The sequence below is a fragment of the Streptomyces sp. NPDC090741 genome, assembly GCF_044769045.1.
In the GTDB taxonomy this organism is placed as follows: Bacteria; Actinomycetota; Actinomycetes; order Streptomycetales; family Streptomycetaceae; genus Streptomyces.
The window spans coordinates 1-13,823 of the sequence record NZ_JBIVXF010000005.1; the positions used below are offsets into that span (position 1 = coordinate 1).

Sequence of the window (13,823 nt, forward strand, 5' to 3'; positions counted from 1 at the left end):
CCCCCCCCCCCCCCCCCCCCCCCGGCGGCGGCCCCCCCCCCCCCCCCCCCCCCCCCCCCCCCCCCCCCCCCCCCCCCCCCCCGGCCCCCCCCCCGCCCCCCCCGGCGCGCCCCCGCCCCTGTCTTGTATACGAAAAGCGGGTCAGCGCATCTTCCCACCGCGCGGCATCCGCATGCCCTTGGGCATCGGGCCCTTCGGCAGCGGCATGTTGCTCATGAGATCGCCCATGGCCCGCAGCTTGTCGTTGACCTGCGTGATCTGCGGACCGGACAGTACGCGCGGCAGCTTGAGCAGCGTCGTACGGAGCTTCTTCAGCGGAACTTCGCCCTCGCCGGTGCCCACGATGAAGTCGTGCACCGGGATGTCCGGCATGATCCGGGCCAGCTTCTTCTTCTCGGCTGCGAGCATCGGCTTCAGCCGGTTCGCGTTGCCCTCGGCGATCAGCACGACGCCGGCCTTGCCCACGGCCCGGTGGACGATGTCCTGGCTCCGGTTCATCGCGACGGCCGGGGTGGTCGCCCAGCCCCGTCCCACGTTGTCCAGTACGGCCGCGGCCGCGCCCGGCTGTCCCTCCATCTGCCCGAAGGCAGCCCGCTCGGCCCGTCGTCCGAAGACGATCGCCATCGCGAGGAACGCCACCAGGAAGCCCAGGATGCCCAGGTAGGCCGGGTGGTCGATCAGGAAGCCGATCGCAAGAAAGACACCGAAGGTGACGATTCCCACGCCCGCGACGATCAGACCGACCTTCGGGTCGGCCTTGCGCGTCATCTTGTACGTCAGGGCGATCTGCTTCAGTCGCCCGGGGTTCGCAGCAGTCTCTGCGTTTGACTTCCTCGCCATAAAGCGAAGTTTACGTGGCCTGCGAGGTCCGGGTCGCCGCGGCCTCGAGTACGTGCTCGGTTTCGACCCGGTCCTTGGCTCTGCGGCGGTCCTCGAGGACGGCGCTCCATGCGTTGCGGCGGGCGCCGCTCATGAGCAGCGACTCGAAGCCCCGGAAGGCGTCGGTGAACGACGGAATGGCAATGGCGCGTACGGGCGCGGCCTGCATGATGTCGATCCCTTTCACGGTGCTGGGCGGTTCGGGGACGTTCTGGGCGCACGACGGAGCGCGGCAGCGGTGTGCGCCGGCGTGCGCGGTGCGTGGAGCCATCGTCACTGACTGGTGTTACCAGGGCATGACCGGTCGGTCAAACGGTGATGAAACATTTACGCGGCCCGCCGGACTCTCGTTACAGAGAGCCTAGGGGCCGCGTCGATGCGGTGTTACCCGGTGGTAAGACTTTGTGCGTGAGTTCACACAGTCCGGTTGGTAGTGCGCGTCACACCGTGACTCAGACTCGGCTGCGCTTCTCCATCGCCTGCTGGTAGAGGCGCCCGGCCCGGTACGAGGAGCGGACCAGCGGGCCCGACATCACACCGGAGAAGCCGATCTCCTCGGCCTCCTTCGCCAGCTCCACGAACTCGGCCGGCTTCACCCAGCGCTCGACGGGGTGGTGCCGCGGCGAGGGCCGCAGGTACTGGGTGATGGTGATGAGCTCGCAGCCGGCCTCGTGGAGGTCCTTCAGCGCCTGCGTGACCTCTTCGCGCTCCTCGCCCATGCCGAGGATCAGGTTCGACTTGGTGACCAGGCCGTAGGCGCGCGCCCGGGTGATCACGTCGAGCGAGCGCTCGTAGCGGAAGCCGGGGCGGATCCGCTTGAAGATCCGCGGCACCGTCTCCACGTTGTGCGCGAAGACCTCGGGGCGGGAGGCGAAGACCTCCTCCAGCAGCTCCGGAACCGCGTTGAAGTCGGGGGCCAGCAGCTCGACCTTGGTGTGGCCGGTCTCGCGGCCCGCCGTCTGCTCGTGGATCTGGCGCACGGTCTCCGCGTACAGCCAGGCACCGCCGTCGGCCAGGTCGTCGCGCGCGACGCCGGTGATGGTGGCGTAGTTCAGGTCCATCGTGACGACCGACTCGCCGACGCGGCGCGGCTCGTCCCGGTCCAGGGCCTCGGGCTTGCCCGTGTCGATCTGGCAGAAGTCACAGCGCCGGGTGCACTGGTCGCCACCGATGAGGAAGGTGGCCTCGCGGTCCTCCCAGCATTCGTAGATGTTGGGGCAGCCGGCCTCCTGGCACACGGTGTGCAGTCCTTCGCCCTTCACCAGGGCCTGCATCTTCGTGTACTCGGGACCCATCTTCGCCCGGGTCTTGATCCACTCGGGCTTGCGCTCGATGGGGGTCTGGCTGTTACGGACCTCCAGGCGCAGCATCTTGCGTCCGTCGGGTGCGACTGCGGACACGACCGGCTCCCTGTGACTTCGATTCTTCGGCGCCCACCAGGGTACGCCCGTAATTTCATACGCTCTTACGTCGGCCAACCTGGAGGTGACCGGCCGCATTCCCCCGGTCGTCAGCCCGCGGCGGGCTCGGTCTCCCTCGGCCGCAGCTCCGCCTGCTCCAGTACGTCCTTCAGGTGGCGTTCGACGACCGGCAGCAAGTCGCCGATGGTGACCTCGCGGCCCAGTTCGTACGAGAGCGAGGTCACACCGGCGTCGCGGATCCCGCAGGGCACGATCCGGTCGAACCAGGTGTTGTCCGGGTTCACGTTGATCGCGAAGCCGTGCATGGTGACGCCCTTGGCGACGCGGATGCCGATCGCGGCCAGCTTGCGGTCCTCGCGGCGCTGGCCGGCGTTGGAGGGGGCGTACTCGGGGCCGTTCAGACGCGGGTCGAACTCCTCGTCCGTCAGCCGCGGGTCGAGGTCGAGGGAGAGCCCGCCTATCTTCGGGCGGTCCTCGATCGGGTCGCCCAGCACCCAGACCCCGGAGCGGCCCTCGACCCGGGTGGTCTCCAGGCCGAACTCGGCGGCGGTGCGGATCAGCGCCTCCTCCAGCCGGCGCACGTGCGCGACGACGTCGACCGGGCGGGGCAGTTTCATGATCGGGTAGCCGACGAGCTGGCCCGGTCCGTGCCAGGTGATCTTGCCGCCGCGGTCCACGTCCACGACGGGGGTGCCGTCGAGGGGGCGCTCGCTGTCGGCGGTGCGCCGGCCCGCGGTGTAGACGGGCTGGTGCTCCAGCAGGAGGCAGGTGTCGCCGATCTCGTCCGTGAAGCGCGCGGCGTGGACCCGCCGCTGCTCCTCCCAGGCCTGGGTGTACTCGACGTAATCGGGTCCGAAGCCCAGATGGACAAACCCAAGCTCAGCCACCGCAGCGCCTCCTCGTTGAACCTGCCGTGTGCACGTATCGCACCAGCCAAGGGTACGGCGGCCGGTTTCCGCCCCCTCAGTGGCCCGTCGGCGAGGGGTCTGCCGGGCCGGGCGGGGCCTCCTGCGGGCCCGGCGGAAGCGGCCTCGGCCGCCGGGACCGGCCCCGCGCCGCCGGCCGGTCCGGGTCCTCGTCGGCCGTCGGCAGCCGCCGGTGGCCCTCCGAGTGGTCGTTGACCCAGCCGCACACACCGCACGCGTACCGCCCGTCCAGCCCCGCGATGTACGTGCCGCACCTTCGGCACTCGGCCTCGGTCAGCTCGGGCGCGGGCAGCGGTGCGGGCAGTCGTGCGGTGGCGTCGGCGGAGGGCTCCGCCGCGGGGGGCCTGGTCCTGCGGGTCATGTCGCGCAGCGTACGCGGACGGAGGGGGTCAGTCCGTAAAGGGCCCTACCGATTCTGCACACGATCGGATGAATGTGGGACAGAGGGGGCGGCATGAGCGGAGTTCGCCGCTACATTCACGCCGTTCACAGGGCCGGGACTCCGGTCCGTCACGTCAGGAAACCGTGGAGCCGATGACGGAACGACCTGCCCAGCGCGTCCCCAACCGGCAGCTCGCGGCGCTGATCGCGGAAGCCGGGTTCTCCAACGCCGGCCTGGCCCGCCGCGTCGACCAGCTCGGCCTGGAGCACGGTCTCGATCTGCGGTACGACAAAACCTCCGTGACCCGGTGGCTGCGCGGGCAGCAGCCGCGCGGGACCACCCCGGCGCTGATCGCCGAGGTGTTCACCCGGCGCCTGGGCCGGCGGCTCTCCGCACAGGACCTGGGGCTGGACGCCTGCGCGCCCGTCTACGCCGGTCTGGAGTTCGCGGCCACCCCGGAGGAGGCCGTCGACATCGCCAGCGGGCTGTGGCGCAAGGACTCCGGCTCCCACGCCGAGCTGCGGAAGATCGCGTTCACCCCGGCCGGGCTCGTCGTCCCCAGCCGGGACTGGCTGATCGGGCGCGCCGACGAGCGCGTGGGCCGCGGCGCGGATCCGGCGGCGGCCGCCGCCGCGGCCGCCGCCCGCGTCCCGGTCCAGGGGCGCGGCTCCGTGCCCCGGCAGCGGCAGATCGACCGGGGACCCGGCCAGCGGGTGACCAGTGGGGACATCGCTGCGCTGCGCTCGGTCAGCGAGCTGTTCCGGACCCTGGACCACACGTACGGCGGCGGGCACGCCCGGCAGGCCCTGGTGCGCTACCTGGAGCACGAGGCCGAACCGATGCTGCGCGGCACGTACGGGGAGACCACCGGGCGGCGGCTCTTCGCGGCCGCGGCCGACCTGACCCGGCTCGCGGGCTGGACCTCGTACGACATCGCCGCGCACGGGCTCGCCCAGCGCTACTTCGTGCAGGCCCTGCGGCTGGCTCAGGCCGCCGGGGACCGGCCGTACGGCTCGTACGTGCTGGTGACCATGAGCCGGCAGGCGGTCTACCTCGGCCACGGCCGGGAGGCGGTGCAGCTGGCCCGCGTCGCGCAGCAGGGCGTGGGCTCGGGGCCGCCGCCGGTGGTGCAGGCCCTCCTGCACTCGGCGGAGGCGCGCGGGCACGCGGTGCTGGGCGAGGTCCGGGCCGCGACGGCCTCGCTGGTGCGGGCCGAGCGGGCGCTGGGCGCGGCCCGGCCGGGGGACGACGTACCGCACTGGGCCCGGCTGTTCGACGAGGGGCAGCTGGCGGACGAGTTCGGGCACTGCCACCGGGACCTCCAGCAGTACCGGGCCTCGGCGCAGCACGCGGAGCGGTCGCTGCAGCTGAGGGCGCCCGGGTTCGCGCGCTCGCGGCTGTTCTGCCGGGTGGTGCTGGCGACGGCGCGGCTGGGGCTGGGCGAGCTGGACCAGGCGTGCGCGCTGGGCGCGGAGGCGGCGCAGCAGGCGATGGAGATGCGGTCGGTGCGTGCGGTGGAGTACGTACGGGACTTCGAGCGCCGGCTGGAGCCGTACCGGGACGCCTCGGCGGTGCGGACGTACCGGGACCGGGTGGCGGCGCTGTCCTGAGCCGCCCGGGGGTCGGGGCGGGCCCGGTTCCGCGGGGGAACCGGGCCCTGGACCCGTGGTGGTTACGCGTGATGGTTACGGCGTGCCGATTACGGCGTGCCGATTACGCGTGCCGGTTACCTGTGGCGGTTCTCAGGCCACCGCCGCGACGGCGGGCTCCGCGCTCGCCGGGAGCCGGATGCCGAAGTCGCGCAGGGCGGCGGTGGCGGCGCGGCGGGCCGAGTGCAGCGCCCCCTGGACGGTGTTGGAGTCGCGGTGGTCGCCGCACACGTACAGCCCGGCCAGGACCCGGACCGGCCTGCGCAGGTCGTACGGCGGCGGCATCGCGGGGACGGCCTCCGGGGCGTGGTGGACGGCCAGCAGCTCCCAGTCCCGGGTGCCGGTCTCGTACAGCCGGGCCAGGCGCGAGGCGACCGTACGGGCGGGCGGCGGCGGGCCGAGCACGGTGGTGGTGACCAGGCTCCGGCTGGCCGGGGCCCGCGTCGGATCGACCGCGCTCATCACGGCGGTGTGGGCGACGGGCCACCTTGGATCGCCGTCGAGCAGGAGCGAGCCGTCCCACGGGAGCGGGGCCGCGGTGGCGTGGTGAATGACGGTGACCTCGTGGAACGCCGGCACCCGCAGCCCCGGCAGCAGTTCGGCGGCGGCCCGCGCGCCGGTGGCCAGGACGGCGGAGCGGCAGCTGAAGTCGCCGTGCTCCTCGGTGGTGACCAGTTTCGTCGCCACCGACCGGACCCGGACCCCGGTGCGCACCGTGCCGGGCGGCAGGGTCGCGGCGAGGAGTTCGGGCAGGGCGGCGGCCCCGCCCTCGGGCACGGCGAGCCGGCCTCGGGCGAAGGTACGCAGGGCCAGGTCGGCGACCCGGCTGGAGGTGGTGAGCTCCGGATCGCGGAGCAGCGCGGTGAGCAGGGGGCGCAGGGTCGCGCCGAGGGCGCGGGAGCGCAGCGCGGTGAGCGCGGTGCGCTCGGGGCGGGCCAGTACGCGTTCCACCGGCAGTGCGGCCAGCCGGCCGAGGTACGCGCTGAGCCGGGCCTGGTCGAAGGATCCGCTGGCCAGCGCGCGGGCCGGGGTCAGCGCCCCGGCCCGGGACTGCCGGCCGTCGGTGTGGACGAGCACCCCGGGCGCGAAGGGGCGCAGGACCAGGCCGGCCAGGCCGGGGGTCCGGTCGAGCTCCGTGTACGAGGTGTTGAGCAACTGTCCGATCCGGTCCAGCCGGAATCCGTCGACGTGCTCGGTGGCCATCCGGCCGCCGGGATCGCCCGCGGCCTCCAGGACGGTGACCGTGACCCCTGCGGCGATCAGGTGGTGCGCCGCCGCGAGTCCTGAGACCCCGGCTCCTACGATGACGACGTCCGCGTGCTGTGCGGTGCGGTGCGAGTTGGTGAGCACGTGCCCCTCCCCGAGGTCGGCGCGGCTGTGTGGGAATCCTCCTTCCCCCAACGGGCTCCAGGGGAACCCTAGTTCGGTGGGGTATTACGGCCAACTCCGGTCGCACACCGGTCGCATCCGGGTCACAAACGGTCGCACGGGGGCGGGGGCGTGCCGTGGGGCGGTCCGGGCGGGCGCGGGCCTGGCGGGCGGGCTCGGGCGGGCTCGCGGGCGAGTACGGGCTAGCGGGCGAGCGCGGCCCGGATCGAATCGTCGATCCCCGGGTGCCGGAAGGTGAAGCCGGACTCCAACAGCCGGGTGGGGCGCACCCGCTGACTGCCGAGCACGTCCCCGGCGAACTCGCCGAGTACGACGCGCAGGGCGGGGGCCGGTACGGCGAACAGCGTCGGCCGGTGCAGTACGCGGCCCATCGCGGCGGTGACCTCGCGGTTGGTCAGCGGCTCGGGGGCGGTCAGGTTCAGGGGGCCGGACAGCCCGGGGGTGTCGATGGCGTGCCGCAGCGCGGCGATCTCGTCGTGCAGGGAGATGAACGACCAGTACTGGCGGCCGTTGCCGAGCCGGCCGCCGATCCCCGCCTTGAAGAGCGGGAACAGCTTGCCCCAGGCCCCGCCCTCGGCGGCGACGACCAGTCCGGTCCGGGCGAAGACCGTCCGTACGCCGGCCAGCTGTGCGGGGGCGGCTGCCGCCTCCCACTCGATGCACACCTCGGGCAGGAAGCCCTGTCCGGCGGGGGCGTGCTCGTCGACGGCGCGATCGCCGGTGTCGCCGTAGTAGCCGACGGCGGTGCCGCAGACGAAGACGGCGGGCGGCACGTCGAGCGCGGCGATCGCACGGGCCATGGCCGCGGTTCCCGCGACCCGGCTGTCCCGGATCTCCTTCTTGTACGCGGCGGTCCATCGCTGTTCTCCGACCCCGGCCCCGGCGAGGTGGACGACGGCCCCGCAGCCGGCGAGCCCGGCGGGGTCGACGTATCCGCGCCGCGGATCCCACTCGGCCTCGTCGGGCGCGGAGGGCGTACGCCGTACGAACCGCACCACCTCGTGCCCGTCCGCCCGCAGGGACCGTACGAGGGCCTGACCGATGAGCCCGCTCGCCCCGGTGATCGCAATTCGCATGCCCCCATGATGCAGCTCCGCCACCGCGCCCCACCCGCTCCCGCCCCGGCTGCCCGCGGCGCGGCGCGGCGCGGCGCGGTCAGGACGTGCCGAGCCAGGTGCCGGCCGCGTAGGTGACGGCCATCGCCAGGGCGCCGCCGGTGACGTTGCGCAGGATCGCCCGGGCGGCCGGGGCTCCGCCCAGGCGGGCGCTGATCACCCCGCACAGCGTCAGCGCCGCCAGTACCGCCGCCACCGTCACCGGCACCCGCTCCGACGGCCCCGGCAGCGCGATCGCCAGCAGCGGCAGCAGCGCCCCCACCGTGAACGCGACCAGGCTCGCGAACGCCGCGTGCCAGGGGTTCACCAGCTCGTCGGGGTTGATCCCGAGCTCCACCCGCGCGTGCGCCTTCAGCGCGTCCCGCTCCGTCAGCTGCACCGCCGCCTCCCGCGCGAGGTCGTGGCCCAGTCCCCTGGCCTCCAGCAGCCCGGTCAGTTCCGCCAGCTCCTCCTCCGGCTCCTCCGCCAGCTCCCGCCGCTCCGTCTCCAGCGCGGCCCGTTCCGAATCCCGCTGGGAGCTCACCGAGACGTACTCCCCCGCCGCCATCGACAGCGCCCCCGCCAGCAGTCCGGCCACCCCCGCCGCCAGGATCGACGCACGCGAGGTGGTCGCCCCGGCCACGCCCACCACCAGGCCGGCGGTGGAGATGATCCCGTCGTTCGCGCCGAGCACCCCCGCCCGCAGCCAGTTCAGCCGCGAGCCGATCTCCGCGCTCTGCTCCGCGCCGCCCGCTCCCGCACCGCCCGCTCCCGCACCGCCCGCATCCGCATCCGTCACGGGACCACTGTCGGCGTCCGGCCCCCGCACGGCCACCCGGCGGGCCGGTCCGGCGTGCGCGCCCCCCGCCCGCGTACCAGGGTGGAGGGGTGAGACGCCGACGGGAGGAGCCTGGCTGGCTGCACGGGAAGCCGCCACCGCGCTGGGCGCGGCTCGCGCCCCCCGTGGCCCTGGTGGGGCTGGTGTTCGCGCAGGCCGCCACCCCGGGCGACATCGAGCTGGGCTACTTCCTGGCCGGCCTGCCCCCGGTCGCGGCCTTCGCGTACGGGGCGGCCGGCACCGCCGTCTTCGCCGGGATCGTGCTGCTGCTGCTCGGCGTGTCGTCCCTCGGGGTCGGGCACGCGCAGGGCGCAGACCTGGCCACGGTGGCCGTGGTCGCGCTGCTGAGCGTGGTCATCGCCTGGGTCCGGCGGCGCCGCGACGCGCAGCTGGTGAGCGTACGGACCGTCGCGGAGGCGGCCCAGCTGGCGGTGTTGCCGCCGGTACCGGACCGGGTCGGCCCGGTGCGCTGCGCCGGGCTGTACCGGGCCGCCCAGCGCGGCACTCTGGTCGGCGGCGACCTGTACGACGTACGGGTCGGGCCGTACGGGGTGCGGGCGCTGGTCGGGGACGTGCAGGGGCACGGCCTGGCGGCGGTCGGCACGGTGGCCGCGCTGCTCGGCGCCTTCCGGGAGGCGGTGCTGGACGATCCGGAGCTCGTTGGGGTGGCGGCCCGGCTGGACCGCAGGCTGCTGGCGGACACGGCGGACACTGCGGGCCCGGCGTCCCCGGCCGGCTCGGCAGACGGGTCCGGGGAGCATCCGGAGTTGTTCGCGACGGCGCTGCTGCTGGAGTTCCCGCCCGGGCTGGACCTCGTACGGATCCTCTCGTGCGGGCATCCGCCGGCGCTGCTGCTCCGTGCTTCCACGGTGTCGGAGGTGTCGGTGGAACCGGGCCCTCCGTTGGGGCTCGGGCTCGCCGGTCCGGACCTGGCGGTGGTGGCCGACGTACCGCTGCTGCCGGGAGACCGGCTGCTGGCGCACACGGACGGGGTGACGGAGGCCCGGGACGCGGCGGGCGAGTTCTACCCTCTGGCGGCCCGGGTCCCGGCTCTGGAGCGGGACCCGGCGGGGCTGGTCGAGGCGGTGTGGCAGGACCTGGTGGAGTTCACCGCCGGCGGCCCCCGCGACGACGTGGCCCTGCTGGTCCTGTCCCTTCCGGAGGCCTGATCGGCCTGATCGGCCTGATCTGCGGGCGCGGGGACCTACCCCCGACGGGTGTCCGCCGGACACCGGTCGGGGGCGGGGGCGGGGGTGGGGCTCAGGCTCCGTTGCTGACGATGAAGGCGCGGACCAGCTTGCACGTCACGTTCGACGGGCGGTGGACGCCCGTGCGGACCGCCATCGTGCGGATCTTCCGGTTGGTGGCGCGGCGGGCGTCGTACGTCCCCGAGTCGAGCAGGGATATCGCCAGCCGCATCGCCTTCAGACGGCGGTTGTGGCTCTCGTACCACTCGCGGGGCAGGCCCGCCGGCAGCGGCTTCTTCTTGACGGGCTCAATGGTCATGGCAGTGGCCATCTACAGCCTCCCAAACGGTAGTTGGCTTCCTGTCGTTCTCCCTCGATTTTACCGGGGACCACTGACAAAAGCCCCTGGCCAGACCGGCCTTGGCTAGGCTGGCGGCCATGGAGATCTGGATCAATCCCGCCTGTTCGAAGTGCCGTGGCGCGCTGACCCTGCTGGACGCGGAGGGGGCCGAGTACACGGTGCGCCGCTACCTGGAGGACGTGCCGTCCGAGGCCGAGATCCGGGAGGTCCTGGGCAGGCTCGGCCTGGAGCCGTGGGACATCACGCGCACCTCGGACCCGCTCGCGAAGGAGACCGGCGTACGGGACCTGCCGCGCGAGGAGACGGACGCGGCCCGGGGGCGCTGGATCGCCCACCTGGCGGCGCACCCGAAGCTCATCCAGCGCCCGATCATCACGGCGGACGACGGCACGGCGGTGGTCGCCCGCTCGGAGGAAGCGGTCCGCGAGGCCCTGTCCCGCCGCCCCTGAGCGGCGAGCGGCGCCCGTTCCTCATCTCGGCCTCACCCCCTCACCCCATAAGGTGTGAAACCAAGCAAAGGGGATGTACCTCAGCAAAGGACCGCGCCAAAGGACAGCGATGACCGACGAGCAGACCCGGCCGGACCAGCCGGACAAGCCGGACCGGCAGGACCGGCAGGACCAGCCCGACCCGCAGGACGCACAGCACCCGCAGCAGCTCCCCCGGCCCCACCTGCCCCCGCCGCGCCGGGGTGCCGACTGGATGTTCGGCGGGGTCTACGGGACCGTGCTCGCGTCCGGCCTGCTGGCCGCGCTCGACCAGGCGGGCGGCGAGTCCACCCCGTTCTACGACGCCAGCTGGGTACTGGTCACCGCCGGCGCGGCCGCGCTCGCGCACGGCTACTCGCACCACATGACCAGCCATCAGGCCGGCTCCGCCGCCCACCGGTGGCGGGTGCTCTCGCGGGCGCTGTGGAACGAGTGGCCGATGATCGTGGCCACTCTGCCCACCGTCCTGCTGCTGGTCATCGCCGGGGTCACCCACTTGGACTCCCACACGGTGACCGCCGTCGGACTCGGCCTGAACACCGCGCTGCTGTTCGCGTGGGGCTCCTTCGTGGCTCTGCGCGTCGGCTACCGGCTCGGCTCTGCCCTGCTCATCGGCATGGCGGACGCCACCATCGGCCTCGCCATCATCGTGGCCAACGCGGTCATCAAGTAGCCGGCGAACAGCCCCGCCGGCGCCCGGACCCTCAAGCCGGGAGTTGGGACTCCGCCTCCGACAGGATCTCCGTCAGGCGGGCCGCGAACCGTGCGTCGCGGGGGTCCGGCACACCGGAGCGGGCGGCGGCGAGCAGCGCGTCCAGGGCGCGGCCGTACGCGCCCGGTACGTCGGTCCAGTTGGGCAGAGAGAAGACGCCCTCGGCTCCGCGCAGCTCCAGCCCCACCCCGGCCGCCGCCGTCGGCGCGCCCAGGCTGAGTACGGCCGTGCTCGCGGCGCCCGAGGCGTGGCGCAGGGCGAGCTGGACCACGTCGGAGGGCCCGCGGGTGGCGGAGACGGACGTGACGTCGCCGAGGACCGGGATCAGGACGGACAGGGCGTGCGGGCCGACGTCCCACAGCCCGCCCTTGGCCTTGCGCCAGGGCGAGGCGGCGTACGCGCTGGGCGTGCCGTCGGGCGGGAACACGGCGCCGAGCCAGTGGGCGCTCGCCGTGAACCACCCCGAGCGGGCGGCCTGCTCGGCGACCCAGCCGGCGGCCGGCTCGGCGAAGCGGAGGGTGAGGAAGACGACAGAGGCGACGCCGTGCCGGGCGACGGCGTCGGCCACGGCGCGGGCGTCCTCCACGGTCGTGGCGACGGGCTTGTCCAGCAGCAGCTGGCAGCCCGCGGCGGCGGCGCGCACCGCCAGCGGGGCCTGTACGTCCGGCGGCAGGGCGAAGGCCACGACGTCGCAGTCGGCGAACAGCGCGTCGGGGTCTTCGTACACCTTCACGCCGTACTCGTCGGCCAGCTCGGTGGCGGCTTCGGGGCGTCGGCCCCACACTCCGGCGAACTCGGAGCCGGCGTGCGCGGCGAGGGCGGGGGCGTGGGTGCGGTGGGCCCAGGGGCCGGTGCCCAGCAGGCCGACCCGGGGACGGGCCGGCGGGCGGGGGGAGTCGGTGGGATCATCGGCCGAGGTCAAATCGTACGAAATGCTCACCTGCTCAGTCTGCCCCACTCGGACGGGCGTGCTGCCACCAACCCGCACAACCCGCCCGACCTGCGGCGTAAACCCCGGTAACACGGGGTTCACACACGGGCAACGGAAGAGAAATCGCGAGCGGGCACGCTGCGGTCCACACCGCAACGCACCGCAGTACGACAAACACAGCGGCACGAACACCGCAGTACGAACACAGCACGACCGACGCAGCACCCGCAGAGTCTGTGCCGGAGCGACGCACCGAAGGATGGGGCCCGTGAGCTACAAGGCTGAGTACATCTGGATCGACGGCACCGAGCCGACGGCGAAGCTGCGCTCCAAGACGAAGATCCTGGCCGACGGCGAGGCGCTGTCGATCTGGGGCTTCGACGGATCGAGCACCAACCAGGCCGAGGGCCACGCCTCCGACCGTGTGCTCCAGCCGGTGTTCTCCTGCCCGGACCCGATCCGCGGCGGCGCCAACCTCCTCGTGCTGTGCGAGGTCATGAACATCGACATGACCCCGCACGAGTCGAACACCCGCGCACTGCTGCGCCCGGTCGCCGAGCGGTTCGGCGACCAGGAGCCGATCTTCGGCATCGAGCAGGAGTACACCTTCTTCGACGGCATCCGGCCGCTCGGCTTCCCGGTGGGCGGCTTCCCGGCCGCGCAGGGCGGCTACTACTGCGGTGTCGGCTCGGACGAGATCTTCGGCCGCGAGATCGTCGAGAAGCACCTGGACCACTGCCTCGCGGCGGGTCTGGCCATCTCCGGCATCAACGCCGAGGTCATGCCCGGCCAGTGGGAGTTCCAGGTGGGCCCGGTCGGCCCGCTGGAGGTCTCGGACCAGCTGTGGATCGCGCGCTGGCTGCTGTACCGCATCGCCGAGGACTTCAACGTCTCGGCGACGCTGAACCCGAAGCCGGTGAAGGGCGACTGGAACGGCGCGGGCGCACACACCAACTTCTCCACGAAGGCGATGCGCGAGGACTACCGCGCCATCATCACGGCGTGCGAGGCGCTGGGCGAGGGCTCGAAGCCGCTGGACCACGTCAAGAACTACGGCGCCGGCATCGACGAGCGCCTGACGGGCCTGCACGAGACCGCCCCGTGGAACGAGTTCAGCTACGGCGTCTCCGACCGCGGCGCCTCGGTCCGCATCCCGTGGCAGGTGGAGAAGGACGGCAAGGGCTACATCGAGGACCGCCGCCCGAACGCGAACGTGGACCCGTACGTGGTGACCCGCCTCATCGTGGACACCTGCTGCACGAGCCTGAAGAAGGAGGGCCTGGTCTGAGGACCGGCCCGCAGTGCTCCTGCGACCCGACGCCCGTCGAGCCCCTGTGGCCCGGCGGGCGTTGCGCGTTGCGCGGCGCTCGTTGCTGGTTGCGCGTTGCGCGTTGCGCGGCGCGCGGCCACGGTCCCGGTGGTTACCGGAGGTCCACTGGAGAGCCCATCGCGGAATTTGAGATTCCGCTCCATCAGGTGAGACGGGATCTGCCCTGGGCCCCCCACATCTGCTTCAATGGCGCTCATGGCCAGCCACTCACACACCTCGAACGGTCGCAGCGACCT

Annotated in this window: 15 protein-coding genes; 5 read left to right on the forward strand and 10 right to left on the reverse strand. The window is 73.3% G+C overall.

Features of this window, described 5'->3' with window-relative positions:
- Positions 1–141: 141 nt before the first annotated feature.
- From ACIQU4_RS14770 to ACIQU4_RS14790, 5 genes are all read right to left on the reverse strand, one after another.
- The gene (locus ACIQU4_RS14770; protein WP_403729662.1) at positions 142–840 is read right to left on the reverse strand and encodes a DUF4191 domain-containing protein; all 699 of its coding nucleotides are present in this window, start codon (positions 838–840) and stop codon (positions 142–144) included.
- 10 nt (positions 841–850) lie between these two features.
- Positions 851–1,048 carry a hypothetical protein gene (locus ACIQU4_RS14775; protein ID WP_030156182.1) on the reverse strand — a complete coding sequence of 66 codons (198 nt, stop codon included), beginning with the start codon at positions 1,046–1,048 and terminating at the stop codon, positions 851–853.
- A gap of 283 nt (positions 1,049–1,331) precedes the next feature.
- On the reverse strand, positions 1,332–2,279 hold the full coding sequence (lipA, locus tag ACIQU4_RS14780) for a lipoyl synthase (RefSeq protein ID WP_403729665.1): 948 nt from the start codon (positions 2,277–2,279) through the stop codon (positions 1,332–1,334).
- A 110-nt stretch (positions 2,280–2,389) separates the two neighbouring features.
- Positions 2,390–3,187, reverse strand: coding sequence for a lipoyl(octanoyl) transferase LipB (gene lipB / locus ACIQU4_RS14785; protein WP_403729668.1), 798 nt, complete (start codon positions 3,185–3,187; stop codon positions 2,390–2,392).
- Positions 3,188–3,263: 76 nt separating this feature from the next.
- A complete protein-coding gene (locus tag ACIQU4_RS14790; protein ID WP_403729671.1) occupies positions 3,264–3,587 on the reverse strand; it encodes a hypothetical protein in 324 nt (107 codons plus the stop codon).
- Positions 3,588–3,760: 173 nt separating this feature from the next.
- Between ACIQU4_RS14790 and ACIQU4_RS14795 the strand changes: the two genes are divergently transcribed.
- Complete coding sequence (locus tag ACIQU4_RS14795) at positions 3,761–5,218, forward strand: regulator (protein ID WP_403729674.1); 1,458 nt, start codon at positions 3,761–3,763, stop codon at positions 5,216–5,218.
- A gap of 132 nt (positions 5,219–5,350) precedes the next feature.
- Here the strand turns inward: ACIQU4_RS14795 and ACIQU4_RS14800 are convergent, their stop codons facing one another.
- The 3 genes from ACIQU4_RS14800 to ACIQU4_RS14810 form a co-directional block, all read right to left on the reverse strand.
- Entirely contained in the window at positions 5,351–6,607 is a 1,257-nt protein-coding gene (locus ACIQU4_RS14800) for an FAD-dependent oxidoreductase (RefSeq protein ID WP_403729677.1), read from the reverse strand.
- A gap of 221 nt (positions 6,608–6,828) precedes the next feature.
- Positions 6,829–7,722 carry a TIGR01777 family oxidoreductase gene (locus ACIQU4_RS14805; RefSeq protein ID WP_403729680.1) on the reverse strand — a complete coding sequence of 298 codons (894 nt, stop codon included), beginning with the start codon at positions 7,720–7,722 and terminating at the stop codon, positions 6,829–6,831.
- Between the two features lie 79 nt (positions 7,723–7,801).
- A complete protein-coding gene (locus tag ACIQU4_RS14810; protein ID WP_403730922.1) occupies positions 7,802–8,467 on the reverse strand; it encodes a VIT family protein in 666 nt (221 codons plus the stop codon).
- Between the two features lie 161 nt (positions 8,468–8,628).
- Here ACIQU4_RS14810 and ACIQU4_RS14815 point away from each other — a divergent pair, with 161 nt between their 5' ends.
- Entirely contained in the window at positions 8,629–9,747 is a 1,119-nt protein-coding gene (locus ACIQU4_RS14815; RefSeq protein ID WP_403729683.1) for a PP2C family protein-serine/threonine phosphatase, read from the forward strand.
- A gap of 91 nt (positions 9,748–9,838) precedes the next feature.
- Here ACIQU4_RS14815 and ACIQU4_RS14820 read toward each other — a convergent pair whose 3' ends face one another.
- Positions 9,839–10,084, reverse strand: a complete 246-nt coding sequence (locus ACIQU4_RS14820) for a hypothetical protein (RefSeq protein ID WP_403729686.1) — start codon at positions 10,082–10,084, stop codon at positions 9,839–9,841.
- A gap of 119 nt (positions 10,085–10,203) precedes the next feature.
- Here ACIQU4_RS14820 and ACIQU4_RS14825 point away from each other — a divergent pair, with 119 nt between their 5' ends.
- Together ACIQU4_RS14825 and ACIQU4_RS14830 are read left to right on the forward strand one after the other, a co-directional pair.
- Positions 10,204–10,575, forward strand: coding sequence for an ArsC/Spx/MgsR family protein (locus ACIQU4_RS14825; protein WP_403729689.1), 372 nt, complete (start codon positions 10,204–10,206; stop codon positions 10,573–10,575).
- A 109-nt stretch (positions 10,576–10,684) separates the two neighbouring features.
- Positions 10,685–11,287 carry a hypothetical protein gene (locus ACIQU4_RS14830; RefSeq protein ID WP_403729692.1) on the forward strand — a complete coding sequence of 201 codons (603 nt, stop codon included), beginning with the start codon at positions 10,685–10,687 and terminating at the stop codon, positions 11,285–11,287.
- A gap of 31 nt (positions 11,288–11,318) precedes the next feature.
- Here ACIQU4_RS14830 and ACIQU4_RS14835 read toward each other — a convergent pair whose 3' ends face one another.
- On the reverse strand, positions 11,319–12,260 hold the full coding sequence (locus tag ACIQU4_RS14835; RefSeq protein ID WP_403730924.1) for a Gfo/Idh/MocA family protein: 942 nt from the start codon (positions 12,258–12,260) through the stop codon (positions 11,319–11,321).
- A 265-nt stretch (positions 12,261–12,525) separates the two neighbouring features.
- Here ACIQU4_RS14835 and glnII point away from each other — a divergent pair, with 265 nt between their 5' ends.
- A complete protein-coding gene (gene glnII, locus ACIQU4_RS14840; RefSeq protein WP_403729694.1) occupies positions 12,526–13,545 on the forward strand; it encodes a glutamine synthetase in 1,020 nt (339 codons plus the stop codon).
- The last annotated feature ends 278 nt before the right edge of the window (positions 13,546–13,823 follow it).